This is a genomic window from Plesiomonas sp. PI-19 (genome assembly GCF_021368255.1).
GTDB classification, from domain to species: Bacteria; Pseudomonadota; Gammaproteobacteria; order Enterobacterales; family CAMTGL01; genus Plesiomonas; species Plesiomonas shigelloides.
The window spans coordinates 3,035,145-3,048,301 of record NZ_JAJNMQ010000001.1 but is presented as its reverse complement, the minus strand read 5'-3'; the positions used below and the strand labels follow the sequence as shown (position 1 = coordinate 3,048,301).

Sequence of the window (13,157 nt, the reverse complement as noted above, 5' to 3'; positions counted from 1 at the left end):
GATCTGAGCCATGTGTGACAAACCCGGCACCATTTTTCGTCCGCAACCCGGTCAATTCCGGCCATACCGTTTTCCGCCGCTGGTGGAAGAGCGGTCCCGGGATGACGAGTTTGATTTTGATGACTTTGCCGATGACAGCCACAGCCGTCATGGCAGCAGTGCCGCCCACTATCAGGAAGAGTTCAATAACGGCTTTCAGGACGGCATGCAAAAAGGCTACGACGAAGGCTTTATGCAAGGCCAGCAGCAAGGCTTGGAAGGCGGTCGTCAGCAAGGCTATCAAGCCGGTTACCAAGATGGCCAACAGCAAGGTTTGCAAGAGGGCCGTCAGCAGCTGACCCATTCGGTGACTGCCGCCGATGCGCTGTTGCAGCAAATTCAGCAAGTGTTCCATCAGCATGTGCGTGAGCAGAGCGAGATGATCTGCGATCTGGTGCAGAAGGTGGCGCGTCAGGTGATCCGCTGTGAGTTGACGTTACAGCCACAGCAGCTAGTGACCTTGATTGAAGAGACCTTAGCGCAAGTGCCTGAGCAAGAAGGTCAGATTGCGGTGCATCTCAATCCGCAAGATTGCCAGCGTCTGCAGCAATTGCTGCCGGATGTGGTGAACAAGTGGCAGTTGGAGCCGGATTCTGCGCTGGAAAGTGGCAGTTGCCGCGTGGTGACCCGTGATTCGGAGGCGGTGGCTGACAGTGAGGAGCGCCTGCAAGCTTGTATGGATGCGGTGCGCGATACGTTGCTGGTTGAACCGGTGGCTGAACACGCCGAATGAGTAATTTGCAGCAAACCTTAGCGCGTCGCTTGGCGCTGGCTGGTCGGCAATTGCCAGAGCTGCCGGTGGCGCGCACCTATGGCCGCTTAACCCGCATGACCGGCTTGACGCTGGAGGCGGTCGGTTGCCGTCTCAGTAGCGGTCAGCGCTGCATGATAGAAACCGACAGTGGCGCGCTGGTGGAAGCGGAGGTGGTCGGGTTTGACCGTGAATCTTCGTTCCTGATGCCGATCCGGCACACCTCGGGGCTGCGCCCGGGTTGTCGCGTGCTGCCGCTGCAAGGCGACAGCAAAATTGCCGTCGGTTATGGCTTGCTGGGCCGCATTTTGAACGGTGTCGGTGAGCCGCTGGATAACCGCGGGCCGCTGCAAACCGATCAGCGTATTCACCTGCAAGGTGAGAGCATTAACCCGTTGATCCGTCAGCCGATCAGTGAGCAGTTGGATGTGGGCGTGCGCGCCATCAACGGCATGCTGAGTGTCGGTAAGGGCCAGCGTCTGGGGCTGTTTGCCGGTAGTGGGGTGGGTAAAAGTGTGCTGCTGGGGATGATGACCCGCAACACCACCGCCGAAATTACCGTGGTGGGCTTAATTGGCGAGCGTGGCCGTGAGGTGCGCGAATTTATTGAGCATTCGCTGGGCAGTGAAGGGCTGAAAAATGCCGTCGTGATCGCCTCGCCAGCCGATGATCCGCCACTGCTGCGGCTGCGAGCGTCAGTATTATGCCACCGAATTGCCGAGTTTTTCCGCGATCGCGGCCATGATGTGCTGCTGTTGATGGACTCCTTGACCCGTTACGCGCAGGCGCAGCGGGAAATTGCGCTGGCTGTCGGTGAGCCGCCAGCCACCAAAGGCTATCCGCCATCGGTATTTAGCCTGTTGCCACAATTGGTGGAGCGCGCGGGTAACGGCGCGCACGGCAAAGGCTCGATCACCGCCTTTTATACCGTGCTGTCCGAGGGCGATGACCAGCAAGATCCGATTGCTGATGCGGCGCGCGCGATTTTAGATGGGCACATCGTTCTCAATCGCACCTTGGCTGAAAGCGGCCATTATCCGGCGATCGATATTGAGCAGTCGATCAGCCGTGCCATGCCACAAATTGTATCCCCTGAGCACCTGCGGCAGGCGCAGTTGGTCAAACAACGCTATTCCCGTTACCGCCAAGTGCAAGACTTACTGGCCTTGGGCGGCTATCAACCGGGGCAAGATCCACAGTTGGATACGGCGATTGCCAGTTATCCGGCGATCTGTGCCTATCTGCAGCAAGGCATGCAAGAAAAAGTCACCCTCGCCGACAGTACGGAACAGTTATTGCAACTGCGCTAACCGGCAGCTGGCCGACCTGTGAGCGTCAGCCAGCCGTCAGTGGGTACACGGTGAATTCGTTGGCCTGAGGTGGAGTTTTCGAGGAGCGGTCTTGCGTTATGTCTCGTCAGCACGGCGTGTTGCACGCCTGGTATCAGCAGCAGCAGCAGCGATTTGAACAGTTACAGTCCGAGCAGGGCAGTTGGCAGCGCCAGCAGCAGGCGCACGCCGAGCGCTTGGAGTTGTTGCAGCAGGTCTCGACCCAATATGCGCTCGGTAGCGGCAATGGCTCCAGTGCGCTGCTGGTAAAAGGCATTGGCCGCTTTCGTAACCAACTTTCCTTGATCACCCAATTACAGCAGCAAGAGCTGGCGCTGGCCGAAGCCGAGTTGCGTGCCGCCCGTGAGAGGGTGTTGCATCAGCATCTGAATTTGAAAAAAGGCGATACCTTGCTGCAAAAGTTGCAGCAACAGCAGTTACAGCGCGAAGCGAAGCGTGAGCAGCGGGTGTTAGATGAGCTGTCAGGACAGCGTTTTTTGCGTCGTCAGCAGGCGTGCCGTTAACACTACGCGGCGTAGGTGATTGCGGATGGCACAGGCTTAGCGCGGTGCGTAGGTCAGTCCCGCATCCGGTTTCAGTAATTGGGTCACCAGCTGTTTTTGCTGCGCCAGCAGTTTGCCGTTACGGCTATTTTGCTGCTGGCATGCTTGGATCAGCTGATGCAGCTGTTGCCATTGCTGCTGAGCAGTGGCGCTGAGCTGTTCTGGCAAGGCACGAAACAACGCTTGCATCCCGTGGTCATCGGCGGGCAGGCCGAGCGCTTGCAAGTGTTGGCAACGTTCGGTGGCGCGTTGCTGCAAGGTGTGCAGCAGCGGTTGCAACTGGTGGTTGCTGTCAGTTAAGCCATGGCTATCGCGCTGTTGCATCAACGTATACTGCTGCTGTAACAGCGGTTGCAGTTGCTGATAATCACGCACATCGTGCGCCAGTGTTTGCAGCAGCGCTTTAACGCGAGACTTACGATCCATAGCGTGGTTTAGCCTTTGTAATGTTGATACAGGCTGTCAGCCAGACGATCGGTGTTGATACTCAAGCCACCTTGCGCCAGCAGGGCGCGCATCTTCGCGACTTTCTCTAAATCCACTTCCGCCGGACGTGGCGTTTGCTGCGCTTGTTCCAGCATTTTCAGATCGCGGCTCAGGGCCACGGACTCAACCGGCTTGCTGTTGGCTGCGGGAGTTTTCTGGGCGGTGCCGCTGGCCGGAGTCAGTACACTGCTGACGGCCACGTCACGCTGTACTTTACCAATCATGGTTGCTCCTTTTGCATTAGGCAGTGTAGGCATCATGGTGGTGCTTACCTTAACGTCATCGGTGAAGTCAGTGCGTCGCCGTGAGTTTGGCTGTGGCATCTGACCGCTTGATTATATACGGCGACCGGCTACTGGCCTAACTTAAATCAGAGCGCACTTTTTTCGGCCGTTTTTTATTTGTGGCACATAATTGCCGGCGGCAGCGGCAAAAATCCGGCACTGACGGTTAAAAGTCGGTCATAACTTGACCCGGTCCGCTCACTCGGGCCCGAATTTCCTTGCCGCTGATGCTGTTTTGAATCCGAATTTTTTTGCCCTGACTACCATCTTCCAGCGCAATCCCTTTCATTGAGGCACTGACCCCATCCTTTTGCGCCAAGATCACCACTTCATCGCCGCGCTTAATCAGATCTGGTGCGGTCAGCATATTGCGATTAATCAGGCGACCGGCCGGTAGATTGCGGCGCAATGTCTGGCCAATCAGCGCCTGTGGATCGGTGAAATAGGCTTGGCGTAAAAACGCGATATCAGTGGCTTTAACGCTCAGATCGCCGGCGCTCAGCACTTGGCCGCGCTCGAGGTTACGGCTGGCAAAAATCAACGGCAGCAAGATGGAAACATCGGCTTTGACATGCAAACGCCAGGTTTTGGGGGCGCTACAGCGCACTTCGTAACTGATGCGACCGGCTGGAGGGTCCTCGCTCAGGCGCTGAATTTGCGGCGGCGTGGCGCACTCTGGGAAGTCCGGCATGTTGCGCAGCTTAACGTCAAACTGCTGACTCTTTTGTGCTTTTGCGAACGATGTCACGTCCTGTTGGATAAATTGCGTCACTTGTTCGGCGGGGGTCACGGCCGCCCACAGGGGGGCACTGCCGAGCAGCAGGGCCGGCAACAAGCCGAAGTATCGAGCCAGCATGGACATGGCGTCTCCTTTAATGCGCAGGAAGCACAGTTTCCGCTACTGACAGGGCACTGTTGCCCAGGGAATCTGTGCGCGGTTTTGCGCATTGTAATCCAGATGGTTAAAAAATTGGCGTGTTAATTGCTAAGAGACAGGGCTTATTCACGTTGTTTGCAGGGGGACAGAACATGTCACTGAGTTTTGATAAAGCGCTGGGTGTTTTTCCGCACACGCTCGATTTTCGCACTGAACGGGCCAAGGTTCTGGCCGGTAACCTCGCCAACGTGGATACCCCGGATTACAAGGCGCGCGACATCAGTTTTAAAGATGTGATGCGGCAGATTAATCGCTCGTCAATGAGCGCCGAGTTTGGCAGCCGTGCGGCGGCCGAACCGAATTATGTGGCCATGTACCGCAATCCGTATCAGCCATCGAAAGATGGCAACACCGTTGATCAGGGTGTTGAGCAGGCGCAGTTTGCGCGTAACGCGATGGACTTTCAGACCAGCTTGACTTTCATGAACATGACCTTCAGCGGGTTAAAGCAAGCAATTACCGGACAGTAATGAGGTAACCGATGTCATTCGGAGATATTTATGACATCGCCGGTTCGGCGATGACCGCGCAAACCGTACGACTCAACACCGTGGCCAGTAACATGGCGAACGTGGATGTTACGGCCGGTAGCGCAGCAGAGGCATACCGAGCGCGTCGGCCGGTGTTCTCTACCATTATGGGGAATACCGCGCACGGTGGTCTGGCGACCGCCAAAGTGAACATCCGCGGGATCGAAGAGAGCCAAGCGCCATTAACGCGCCGTTATGAGCCGAAAAACCCGCAAGCCGACAAAGACGGCTATGTGTTCGTCTCGAACGTCAACATCGTGGAAGAGATGGCGGACATGATGGCGGCGTCACGCAGCTTTGAAACCAACGTGGATGTGCTATCCCGCGTGCGCAGCATGCAGCAAGGGATCTTGCGTCTGGGCAATCCGGCCTAAGTGGGTTCGGCTTACGTTTTCGATTATCTGATTTTAAGGACGTCTCATGAGTCTGGCCCGAGTACAGTCTTCCAACCAGCCTTCGGCTGATGATGTCATGCCGCAGGGCGCGGTAAGCCAAAACGGGATGAACCCGAACCAAAACGATTTTATGACCATGATGGTGGCGCAAATTCGCAACCAGAACCCACTCAACCCGATGGACGGAACCCAGTACCTGACCCAGCTCGGCATGATGTCGGCGGTGTCGAGTCTGGAAGATGTCAAGCGAGGCACGCTGAATCTCAACATCGGCATGAGCAATGTGGAGATGCTGCAGAGTGCCAGCTTGATTGGCAAGAGCGTGTTGATGGAAGTCAACAATGCGCTGGAGGTCAAAGAAGGCCAGAAAATTGATGGTCGTATTCGTCTGGATAAAGCGGCGGATAACGTCAAAGTGGCGGTGTACGACGAAAAGGGTAAGTTGGTTGATACGTTAGATTTAGGTTCGCAGCCGGCTGGTTTAGTGAAGTTCGACATCGACGGCGATAAGTTGGGTGCCGGTAAATACAAATTTGAAGTGTTGGCTGAAAATGGCTCTGACGCTTGGAGTCAGCCTATGCTGCTGGCCGCTAAAGTGCAGGCGTTTCATATCAGTAAAAATCCCGACGTCCCGAATCAGTTGGAGTTGGCTGGTGTTGGCCGGATGTCTATCTATGACATGTGTGAAATCGCGGATTCCGACACGGTGCCGGCGATGGCTCAGTCACGTAAACCATTCCCATTTTCTCTCATCTGATCACCTAAGATTTTTCAGGAGTTTGTATGTCTTTTAATATTGGCCTGAGCGGTCTGCAAGCGACCAGTGAGCAGATGAACACCATCAGCCACAACATTGCCAACGGCTCAACCGCCGGTTTTAAATCATCCCGTACCGAGTTTCAGGATGTTTACTCTGCCACTTTCGGTGGCGGCCAAGCCAACGGCGTGGCGGTGTCTAACATTCGTCAAAGCTTTGCCACCGGCAGTATGACCACCACTAACCGTAACGGCGATCTGGCGATCAACGGCGATGGCTTTTTTGTGGTCGAGAACAACGGCCAGAAGTTTTATACCCGCGCCGGGATCTTCGATACCCGTCAGGACAAGAACAACCCAAGCATGATGAATCTGGTAAGCCCCGATGGCTCGTTGCTGCTGGGTAAAGGCGGTCAGCCGATCGCCATCGACAAAACGGATCAAGCGCCCAAGGCCAGCACCAAAGGCTCTCTGGGGCTAAATTTGGATTCGGGGGCGCCAATTATCGATGCAGCAAAACCGTTTGATATCAACGATCCGTCTACCTACAACTCCACCAGTACCGTGAAGGTATATGACAAGCTGGGTAATGAGCATCAGGTGACTCAATACTATCGTAAGACCGCCGATGGTAAGTGGGATATGCATGTGGCGATGGATAACACCCTGTTGCCAGGCGGCGCGACCCCCGTGGAGTTTGATGATTCCGGTAAGCTGACCAAGCCAAGCCCATCCAACTTGTCATTGACCCTGCCTAACGGTCAACCGTTGGCACTGGACATGAGTGCCATGACCCAGTACGGCGGCGGCTTTAGCATCAACTCAGTGAGTTCTGATGGCTATGCGGCGGGTAAGTTTGCTAACTGGTCCTTTGAGTCAGACGGCACCGTGGTGGCCCGTTATACCAATGGCGAAAAAGTCAGCCAAGGTCAGCTGCAACTGGCGCGTTTTACCAATAATGAAGGCCTGCAACCGGCCGGTGGTAACCGCTGGACCGAAACGTTTGCGTCTGGTCAGGCGATGACGGGCGTGGCTGGGGAAGGTCAGTTGGGCGGCATTTTGACCGGTCGTTATGAGAACTCCAACGTGAATATCACCGATGAAATGGTCGGTTTGATGGGCGCGCAGAGCAGCTATCAGGCCAACGCCAAGTCGATTCAGGTCGCCAATGAGATGACCAAGATCCTGTTCAACTCTCTGTAAGGCGCAGCTTAAGTCATGGATAAATTGCTGTTTACTGCGCTGTCGGGTGCGCGTCGAACCCTGATGTCACAGCAGGTGCAGGCTAACAACTTGGCCAACGTGAACACCACCGGTTTTCGCGCTGACTTGGAGCAGGCGTCCACTGAGCTGTTGCGTGGCGCCGGTTACCAAACGCGGGCACTGGTCGGTGAGCAAGCGCTGGGCTCGGACTTTTCCGGTGGCGCGCTGCAGCGAACCGATCGTCCGTTAGACGTGGCCATTCAGGGCGACGGTTTTTTTGCCGTGGAGACCCCACAAGGCGAAGCCTATACCCGCGCCGGTAACTTCACCACCAACGACGCCGGAGAGCTGAGCGTCAATGGCCATCCGCTCATGGGCACCGACGGCCCGATCGTGTTGCCAGAATACAGCCAATTGACCGTGGGGAAAGACGGCACACTGTCGATCGTGGCGCCGAATGGCGGCCTGATGCAAGAAGCCGGTCAGCTCAAATTGGTCAATCCGAAACCCGATCAAATCGCGAAAAGCCCTGATGGCCTGTTTCGCATGCTGGATAACAGCAGTGCTCCTGCCGATGACGGCGTACAGGTGGCCAGCGGCTATTTAGAGTCCAGCAACGTCAACGCGGTTGACGCGATGATCCGCAACATGACTTTGGCGCGTAACTTTGAACTTCAGGTCAAGATGATGAAAACCGCAGAGGATTTAACCACTGCCGGTAACCGTCTGATCCGTGAGTAAGGCATAACAGAATGAATGCAGCATTATGGGTAAGTAAAACCGGTCTGGCGGCACAAGATGTCCAGATGCAGGTGATTTCCAACAACTTAGCGAACGTTAACACCATCGGCTTTAAGCAAGACCGCGCCGCGTTTGAAGATCTGTTCTATCAGATCAAAAAGCAGCCTGGTGGTATGGCCGATCAGCAAAATGAGACCCCAGGCGGTCTGATGCTGGGTAACGGTGTGCGTGTCGTGGGCACCGAAAAGCTGATGAAGACCGGTGCCTATCAGCAAACTGACGTACCGACCGATATGTCGATTCAAGGTCAGGGCTTTTTCCAGATTGAAATGCCGGATGGCACCATGGCCTACACCCGTAACGGCCAGTTCCACCGTAATGCCGAAGGCATGCTGGTGAACTCCAGCGGTCTGCCGCTGAGCCCGAATATCGAGATCCCAGAAAATGCGACCAGCTTCTCGGTGGGTACCGATGGCACCGTGACCTATACCAGCGCCGATGATCCGCAGCCGCAAGAGTTAGGCCAAATCACTCTGGTGAACTTCACCAACCCAGCCGGTCTGGAAGCAGCCGGTAGTAACCTGTTCAAAGAAACCGGTGCCAGTGGCGCGCCGAATGAAGGGGTGGCTGGTGAAAATGGGCTGGGTCAGCTTAAGCAGTTCTCACTGGAAGGCTCCAACGTGAGCGTAGTGGAAGAGATGGTGAACATGATCACCACTCAGCGCGCTTATGAAATGAACGCCAAAGTGGTTTCCAGTGCCGATCAGATGCTGAAGTTTGTGAGTCAGTCACTGTAATTAGCGTGACGAGCGGCGCACGTGGCGAATAAAGAGAGAGTAAACCTAAGATGAGACGCGTTCTGGTTCTGTTAACCCTATTGCTGGCCGGGTGTGCACACCCGCCAATCGGCCCGTATCCGGGGGAAGATGAATTCACCCCACCGCCGATGAAATTACCAGCGATGGAAAGGGACAAGGACGGTGGCCTGTTCAGTACCGATTACAACATGGCACTGTTTCAGGACCGGCGCGCGTTCCGGGTTGGCGATGTGCTGACGGTGGTACTGCAAGAGCAGACCAGCTCCAGCAAGAAGGCCGGTACCAGCTTTGGCAAAGAGAGCAACACCAGCATCGGTGCCGCCACCTTGTTTGGCAGTGAGTACCCGAAAGCGGCGTCGTCATTGGGCGCCGATCGCGACTTTAAGGGCAACTCCACCAGTTCGCAGCAAAACTCGCTCTCCGGCAGCATCACCGTACTGGTGTATGAAGTGATGCCGAACGGCATTTTGCGCGTGCGCGGCGAGAAGTGGCTGCGTCTGAACCAAGGTGACGAGTATATTCGTCTCAACGGTTTGGTGCGGGTGGATGATATCGACGGGACGAACCGCGTGTCGTCGCAGCGTCTGGCGGATGCGCGGATCACTTACTCCGGTCGTGGCGCACTGGCTGACTCCAACTCGGCAGGTTGGTTGACCCGCTTCTTTAACAGCCCGTTCTTCCCGATCTGAGGATGATAATGAAGAGATGTTATTGGCTGCTGGCTCTGTGGCTTGGCAGCATGTCAGCCGTGGCGGCGCCACTGCTGGATATGGTGGACGTACAGGGGATCCGGGAAAACCAGCTGGTCGGTTATGGCTTGGTGGTCGGTCTTAGCGGTACGGGTGATAAGAGCCAAACCAAGTTCACCTCACAGTCGATCAAAAACATGCTAAGCCAGTTCGGGGTGCAATTGCCGGCCAATGCCGATCCGAAACTGAAAAACGTGGCCGCGGTTGCGGTCAGCGCGACCTTGCCACCACTGGCGGCGAAAGGTCAGGCGCTGGACATTACGGTTTCTTCAATGGGGGATGCCAAGAGTCTGCGTGGCGGTACCTTGCTGTTGACGCCACTGCGTGGGGTCGATGGCCAAGTGTATGCCATGGCACAAGGTAATCTGGTAGTGGGTGGTTTGAACGCCGAAGGCGCCAGTGGTAGCGGGATCACGGTCAATATCCCAACCGCCGGTTTGATCCCGAACGGCGCCCTGATTGAGCGCGAAATTCCGTCTTCATTCCTGACCAATCCCGACATTGTTCTGAATTTGAAGCAGCCCGGTTTTAACACGGCGCGTAATATCGAGATGGCGATTAACCGCGTGTTGGGCCCTGGGGTTGCCAATGCCCAGAGTAATGCCAAAGTGGTGATGCGGGCGCCGTTAGATCCGAGCCAGCGCGTGAGTTTTATGGCGGCGCTGGAGAACTTGAAGGTGGCGGAAGGGCCAACGCCAGCACGCATTATCTTCAATGCCCGTACCGGTACTATCGTGATGGGACAGAACGTGCGCGTGCGTCCAGCGGTGGTCAGCCACGGTTCGCTGACGGTGAACATTGTCGAGAATTCACGGGTCAGTCAGCCTAACCCGCTGTCGAACGGGCAGACGGTGGTCACCCCGCAATCGAATGTCAGCGTGAACGAAGAGCGTGGCAAGGCGTTTGTCTGGCCGGCCGGCACCTCACTGAAAACGATTGTTGATGCCATCAACAGCTTGGGCGCGACCCCGAGCGATCTGATGTCGATTTTGCAGGCACTCAAACAGGCCGGCGCGCTGGAAGGCGAGCTGATTGTCATATGAGTATGGAGATTTCTCCGGACGAGGCGCAAGCCTCGTTCCTGTATAACGATGTGCACCAGCTGCAAAACATCAAGGGTAACCGCGATCAGCAGCAAGCGTTACGTCAGGTGTCGCAGCAGTTTGAAGCGGTGTTCTTGCAGACCGTGCTCAAACATATGCGTCAGGCAAATAATGCTATGCGTGACCCCGACTCGCCACTTAGCAGTCGCCAGCAAGACTTTTACCAATCCTTCTATGATGGCCAATTAGCCTCGGAGATGAGCAAGAAAAGCCATCTGGGGATTGCGGAGATGCTGGTGAAGCAGCTCGCAGCAGCCGTACCGAAGGGCAACGGCAAACCGGTGTCGGGTGCGCCAAGTGAGTCGGCGCGCGCGGCGGAGAGTTTTGCCGTCACCATGCACGCCAAACCGGCGCAAGGCAAACCGATTCAGGCACCGTGGCTTCCGGCTACGGTACTGGATCGCATCTTTGGCGGCGCGGCGGAAATCAGCGCCGACGGGGCGACGGCGGCCACGTCTGATCCGCAGAAACAAAACTTTATCAATAAACTGTTCCCGTATGCGATCCGCGCTGCGCGCGCGCTGGGTACTTCGCCATCGGTATTGTTGGCGCAAGCGGCGCTGGAAACCGGTTGGGGCCGTGGCATTTTACGTCGCGGCGATCAGAGCAGTTATAACCTGTTTAACATCAAAGCCAGTCCGGGTTGGCAAGGCGAGCAGGTGACCGTGGCGGCGCCGGAAGTGATTGACGGACAGACCGTGAATCAAGAGTCGCCGTTTCGGGTCTACCAGAGCTTTGCGGAGTCGTTTGAAGATTACGTTAACTTCCTGCGCAGTAACCGCCGTTATGCCAAGGCTCTGCAACATGCCGATAATCCGGAACGCTATTTCAATCATCTGCAGCAAGCTGGCTATGCCACCGATCCGCAGTATGCCCGCAAACTGCAAGGGGTCTGGCAGCAAGTCCAACAGATGTTGGAGTGACCGACTAACGGGCTGGGCGATTTAATCGTTTTGCCCTGCAGGTCGCTTAATGACTGTCAGATGAGTTTTAAAACCGTGCAGGCCATTGCCTGTCGGCATTCGGCGTGAGGGTCGGGTGTTTTTACACTGAGTAAGGACGTTGTCATGAGTCTGATTAATATCGGTTTAACCGGTCTGGGCGCGGCCAATGCCGGCCTGAGCACCACTTCGCACAATCTGGTGAACATGAACACGCCCGGATATACCCGTCAACGTATCGGTCTGGCCAGTCAGGTTGGTCCCGGTGGCGTGGGCGCGGGTGTCGGTGTAACCGGCATTGATCGTCTGGCCGACGGCTTTTTGAATACCAGCCTGTGGCGCCAGTCTTCGGCGTTGCAGCAGAGCAATACCCAATATCGCTACATGAGCAAGACCGAACAGATCCTGACTGCGGATAGCTCTAGCATCAACGTGGGTCTGGATCGCTTTTATTCGGCGCTCAGCGAAGCGGCGGTCAATCCGCAAGATATGGCGCTGCGCCAATCGATTTTGTCGCAGGCCGATGCGGTGGTTCAGCGTTTCAATAACATGGATGCGCAATTAAAGAGTCAGCGTAAACAGCTTGATAGCCAACTGGACTCCAGCATCAGTCAGACCAACTCGTTGCTGGCCAGCATCGCCGAGATGAATAAGCAGATCAAAGAAGCGGGCGCGCGCGGGCAAACCATGACCGACGTGCTGGATGCGCGCGATCAGGCGATCAGCCAGCTGTCTGAGCAATTGAATGTTAATGTGCAGTACAAGCCAGACGGCACCGTGGACATCAACTTGGATCAAGGCCAGCCGCTGGTCAGCGGTAATACCGCCAGTCAGCTGGATATGGCGCGTGATGGCGTAATTAGCATTAAGCGCGGTGATGCCTCGTTCGCGATGCCACGCAATATTGGCGGCAATATCGGCGGCTTGATGACTTTTCGCGATAAAGACTTGGTCGAAAAGCAAAAAGAGCTGGATACCATGGCCTACGGCTTTGCCCAGCAGTTCAATACGGTACATAAGCAAGGTTATGATCTTAACGGTAACCTTAGTGGCAAGGACATGTTCAGCGGTGCCGACAGCGTAGAAGGCGCAGCCAGCCGTTTGTCGCTGGCGTTGAAAGACCCTGCTGATCTGGCGCTGGGTGATGATGTGGATATTGGCCCGGGTAACGGTAATAACCTGACCAAGCTGATTGCGCTGAAAGATACGCCGCTGGCGATCACCTTATCTCCTGCCGATCAGGCCGAATACGGTGTGACGGTTGCTGGCTTAAATGGCAAAACCCTGAGCAAGGCCTATACCGGGATTTGTGGTGATTGGGCGATTCAGACTGCGCAAATCAAAGCGGAGCTGACATCGAATACTTCGCTGTACAAGCAAGCCTTTAACGATCGGGAGTCCGTGTGTGGGGTTTCCAAAGATGAAGAGGCCGGGAATCTGATGCAATACACTCAGATGTACCAGTCCAGCGCCAAGATTGTTAGCACTGCTCAGCAGCTGTTTGACACCACCCTCGCGATGTTTAACTAAGGA

At 55.8% G+C, this 13,157-nt stretch carries 16 protein-coding genes; 13 read left to right on the top strand and 3 right to left on the bottom strand.

Annotated elements, in window-relative coordinates; translation table 11 throughout:
* Positions 1–10 precede the first annotated feature (10 nt).
* From fliH to LQ901_RS13525, 3 genes are all read left to right on the top strand, one after another.
* On the top strand, positions 11–772 hold the full coding sequence (gene fliH / locus LQ901_RS13535; RefSeq protein WP_010862979.1) for a flagellar assembly protein FliH: 762 nt from the start codon (positions 11–13) through the stop codon (positions 770–772).
* On the top strand, positions 769–2,100 hold the full coding sequence (gene fliI / locus LQ901_RS13530) for a flagellar protein export ATPase FliI (protein WP_010862978.1): 1,332 nt from the start codon (positions 769–771) through the stop codon (positions 2,098–2,100). The genes fliH and fliI overlap by 4 nt, the downstream gene beginning before the upstream one ends.
* 98 nt (positions 2,101–2,198) lie before the next feature.
* Positions 2,199–2,642 (top strand): flagellar FliJ family protein, encoded by a 444-nt coding sequence (locus tag LQ901_RS13525; RefSeq protein ID WP_047707416.1) that lies wholly within the window; start codon positions 2,199–2,201, stop codon positions 2,640–2,642.
* A 36-nt stretch (positions 2,643–2,678) separates the two neighbouring features.
* Here LQ901_RS13525 and flgN read toward each other — a convergent pair whose 3' ends face one another.
* The 3 genes from flgN to flgA form a co-directional block, all read right to left on the bottom strand.
* The gene (flgN, locus tag LQ901_RS13520; RefSeq protein WP_233672321.1) at positions 2,679–3,107 is read right to left on the bottom strand and encodes a flagellar export chaperone FlgN; all 429 of its coding nucleotides are present in this window, start codon (positions 3,105–3,107) and stop codon (positions 2,679–2,681) included.
* Positions 3,108–3,115: 8 nt separating this feature from the next.
* The gene (gene flgM / locus LQ901_RS13515; protein WP_010862975.1) at positions 3,116–3,391 is read right to left on the bottom strand and encodes a flagellar biosynthesis anti-sigma factor FlgM; all 276 of its coding nucleotides are present in this window, start codon (positions 3,389–3,391) and stop codon (positions 3,116–3,118) included.
* 226 nt (positions 3,392–3,617) lie between these two features.
* The gene (gene flgA, locus LQ901_RS13510) at positions 3,618–4,313 is read right to left on the bottom strand and encodes a flagellar basal body P-ring formation chaperone FlgA (protein ID WP_233672320.1); all 696 of its coding nucleotides are present in this window, start codon (positions 4,311–4,313) and stop codon (positions 3,618–3,620) included.
* Positions 4,314–4,480: 167 nt separating this feature from the next.
* On the opposite strand from flgA, the gene flgB reads away from it, so the two are divergent.
* The 10 genes from flgB (at position 4,481) to flgK (ending at position 13,154) form a co-directional block, all read left to right on the top strand.
* Positions 4,481–4,858, top strand: coding sequence for a flagellar basal body rod protein FlgB (gene flgB / locus LQ901_RS13505; protein ID WP_010862973.1), 378 nt, complete (start codon positions 4,481–4,483; stop codon positions 4,856–4,858).
* An 11-nt stretch (positions 4,859–4,869) separates the two neighbouring features.
* Positions 4,870–5,292 carry a flagellar basal body rod protein FlgC gene (flgC, locus tag LQ901_RS13500; protein WP_010862972.1) on the top strand — a complete coding sequence of 141 codons (423 nt, stop codon included), beginning with the start codon at positions 4,870–4,872 and terminating at the stop codon, positions 5,290–5,292.
* A 46-nt stretch (positions 5,293–5,338) separates the two neighbouring features.
* A complete protein-coding gene (locus tag LQ901_RS13495; RefSeq protein ID WP_152109846.1) occupies positions 5,339–6,070 on the top strand; it encodes a flagellar hook assembly protein FlgD in 732 nt (243 codons plus the stop codon).
* Positions 6,071–6,096: 26 nt separating this feature from the next.
* Positions 6,097–7,272 carry a flagellar hook protein FlgE gene (locus tag LQ901_RS13490; protein WP_152109845.1) on the top strand — a complete coding sequence of 392 codons (1,176 nt, stop codon included), beginning with the start codon at positions 6,097–6,099 and terminating at the stop codon, positions 7,270–7,272.
* Between the two features lie 15 nt (positions 7,273–7,287).
* Positions 7,288–8,013 (top strand): flagellar basal-body rod protein FlgF, encoded by a 726-nt coding sequence (flgF, locus tag LQ901_RS13485; protein WP_010862969.1) that lies wholly within the window; start codon positions 7,288–7,290, stop codon positions 8,011–8,013.
* Positions 8,014–8,024: 11 nt separating this feature from the next.
* Complete coding sequence (gene flgG, locus LQ901_RS13480) at positions 8,025–8,810, top strand: flagellar basal-body rod protein FlgG (RefSeq protein ID WP_010862968.1); 786 nt, start codon at positions 8,025–8,027, stop codon at positions 8,808–8,810.
* A gap of 50 nt (positions 8,811–8,860) precedes the next feature.
* Entirely contained in the window at positions 8,861–9,520 is a 660-nt protein-coding gene (gene flgH / locus LQ901_RS13475) for a flagellar basal body L-ring protein FlgH (protein ID WP_010862967.1), read from the top strand.
* Between the two features lie 8 nt (positions 9,521–9,528).
* Positions 9,529–10,623: a flagellar basal body P-ring protein FlgI gene (locus tag LQ901_RS13470; RefSeq protein WP_010862966.1), complete on the top strand. Its 1,095-nt coding sequence runs from the start codon at positions 9,529–9,531 to the stop codon at positions 10,621–10,623.
* Positions 10,620–11,606 (top strand): flagellar assembly peptidoglycan hydrolase FlgJ, encoded by a 987-nt coding sequence (flgJ, locus tag LQ901_RS13465; protein ID WP_039046369.1) that lies wholly within the window; start codon positions 10,620–10,622, stop codon positions 11,604–11,606. Before LQ901_RS13470 ends, flgJ begins: the two co-directional genes overlap by 4 nt.
* A gap of 144 nt (positions 11,607–11,750) precedes the next feature.
* The gene (gene flgK, locus LQ901_RS13460) at positions 11,751–13,154 is read left to right on the top strand and encodes a flagellar hook-associated protein FlgK (protein WP_010862964.1); all 1,404 of its coding nucleotides are present in this window, start codon (positions 11,751–11,753) and stop codon (positions 13,152–13,154) included.
* Positions 13,155–13,157 lie beyond the last annotated feature (3 nt).

Excerpts from the sequence above, each read along its gene's own strand:
- flgH (WP_010862967.1), top strand. The coding sequence starts at position 8,861 with ATGAGACGCGTTCTGGTTCTGTTAACCCTATTGCTGGCCGGGTGTGCA.
- LQ901_RS13490 (WP_152109845.1), top strand. The coding sequence starts at position 6,097 with ATGTCTTTTAATATTGGCCTGAGCGGTCTGCAAGCGACCAGTGAGCAG.
- flgB (WP_010862973.1), top strand. The coding sequence starts at position 4,481 with ATGTCACTGAGTTTTGATAAAGCGCTGGGTGTTTTTCCGCACACGCTC.
- LQ901_RS13525 (WP_047707416.1), top strand. The coding sequence starts at position 2,199 with ATGTCTCGTCAGCACGGCGTGTTGCACGCCTGGTATCAGCAGCAGCAG.
- fliI (WP_010862978.1), top strand. The coding sequence starts at position 769 with ATGAGTAATTTGCAGCAAACCTTAGCGCGTCGCTTGGCGCTGGCTGGT.
- flgM (WP_010862975.1), bottom strand. The coding sequence starts at position 3,391 with ATGATTGGTAAAGTACAGCGTGACGTGGCCGTCAGCAGTGTACTGACT.
- flgN (WP_233672321.1), bottom strand. The coding sequence starts at position 3,107 with ATGGATCGTAAGTCTCGCGTTAAAGCGCTGCTGCAAACACTGGCGCAC.
- LQ901_RS13495 (WP_152109846.1), top strand. The coding sequence starts at position 5,339 with ATGAGTCTGGCCCGAGTACAGTCTTCCAACCAGCCTTCGGCTGATGAT.
- flgA (WP_233672320.1), bottom strand. The coding sequence starts at position 4,313 with ATGTCCATGCTGGCTCGATACTTCGGCTTGTTGCCGGCCCTGCTGCTC.
- fliH (WP_010862979.1), top strand. The coding sequence starts at position 11 with ATGTGTGACAAACCCGGCACCATTTTTCGTCCGCAACCCGGTCAATTC.
- LQ901_RS13470 (WP_010862966.1), top strand. The coding sequence starts at position 9,529 with ATGAAGAGATGTTATTGGCTGCTGGCTCTGTGGCTTGGCAGCATGTCA.
- flgJ (WP_039046369.1), top strand. The coding sequence starts at position 10,620 with ATGAGTATGGAGATTTCTCCGGACGAGGCGCAAGCCTCGTTCCTGTAT.
- flgK (WP_010862964.1), top strand. The coding sequence starts at position 11,751 with ATGAGTCTGATTAATATCGGTTTAACCGGTCTGGGCGCGGCCAATGCC.
- flgG (WP_010862968.1), top strand. The coding sequence starts at position 8,025 with ATGAATGCAGCATTATGGGTAAGTAAAACCGGTCTGGCGGCACAAGAT.
- flgC (WP_010862972.1), top strand. The coding sequence starts at position 4,870 with ATGTCATTCGGAGATATTTATGACATCGCCGGTTCGGCGATGACCGCG.
- flgF (WP_010862969.1), top strand. The coding sequence starts at position 7,288 with ATGGATAAATTGCTGTTTACTGCGCTGTCGGGTGCGCGTCGAACCCTG.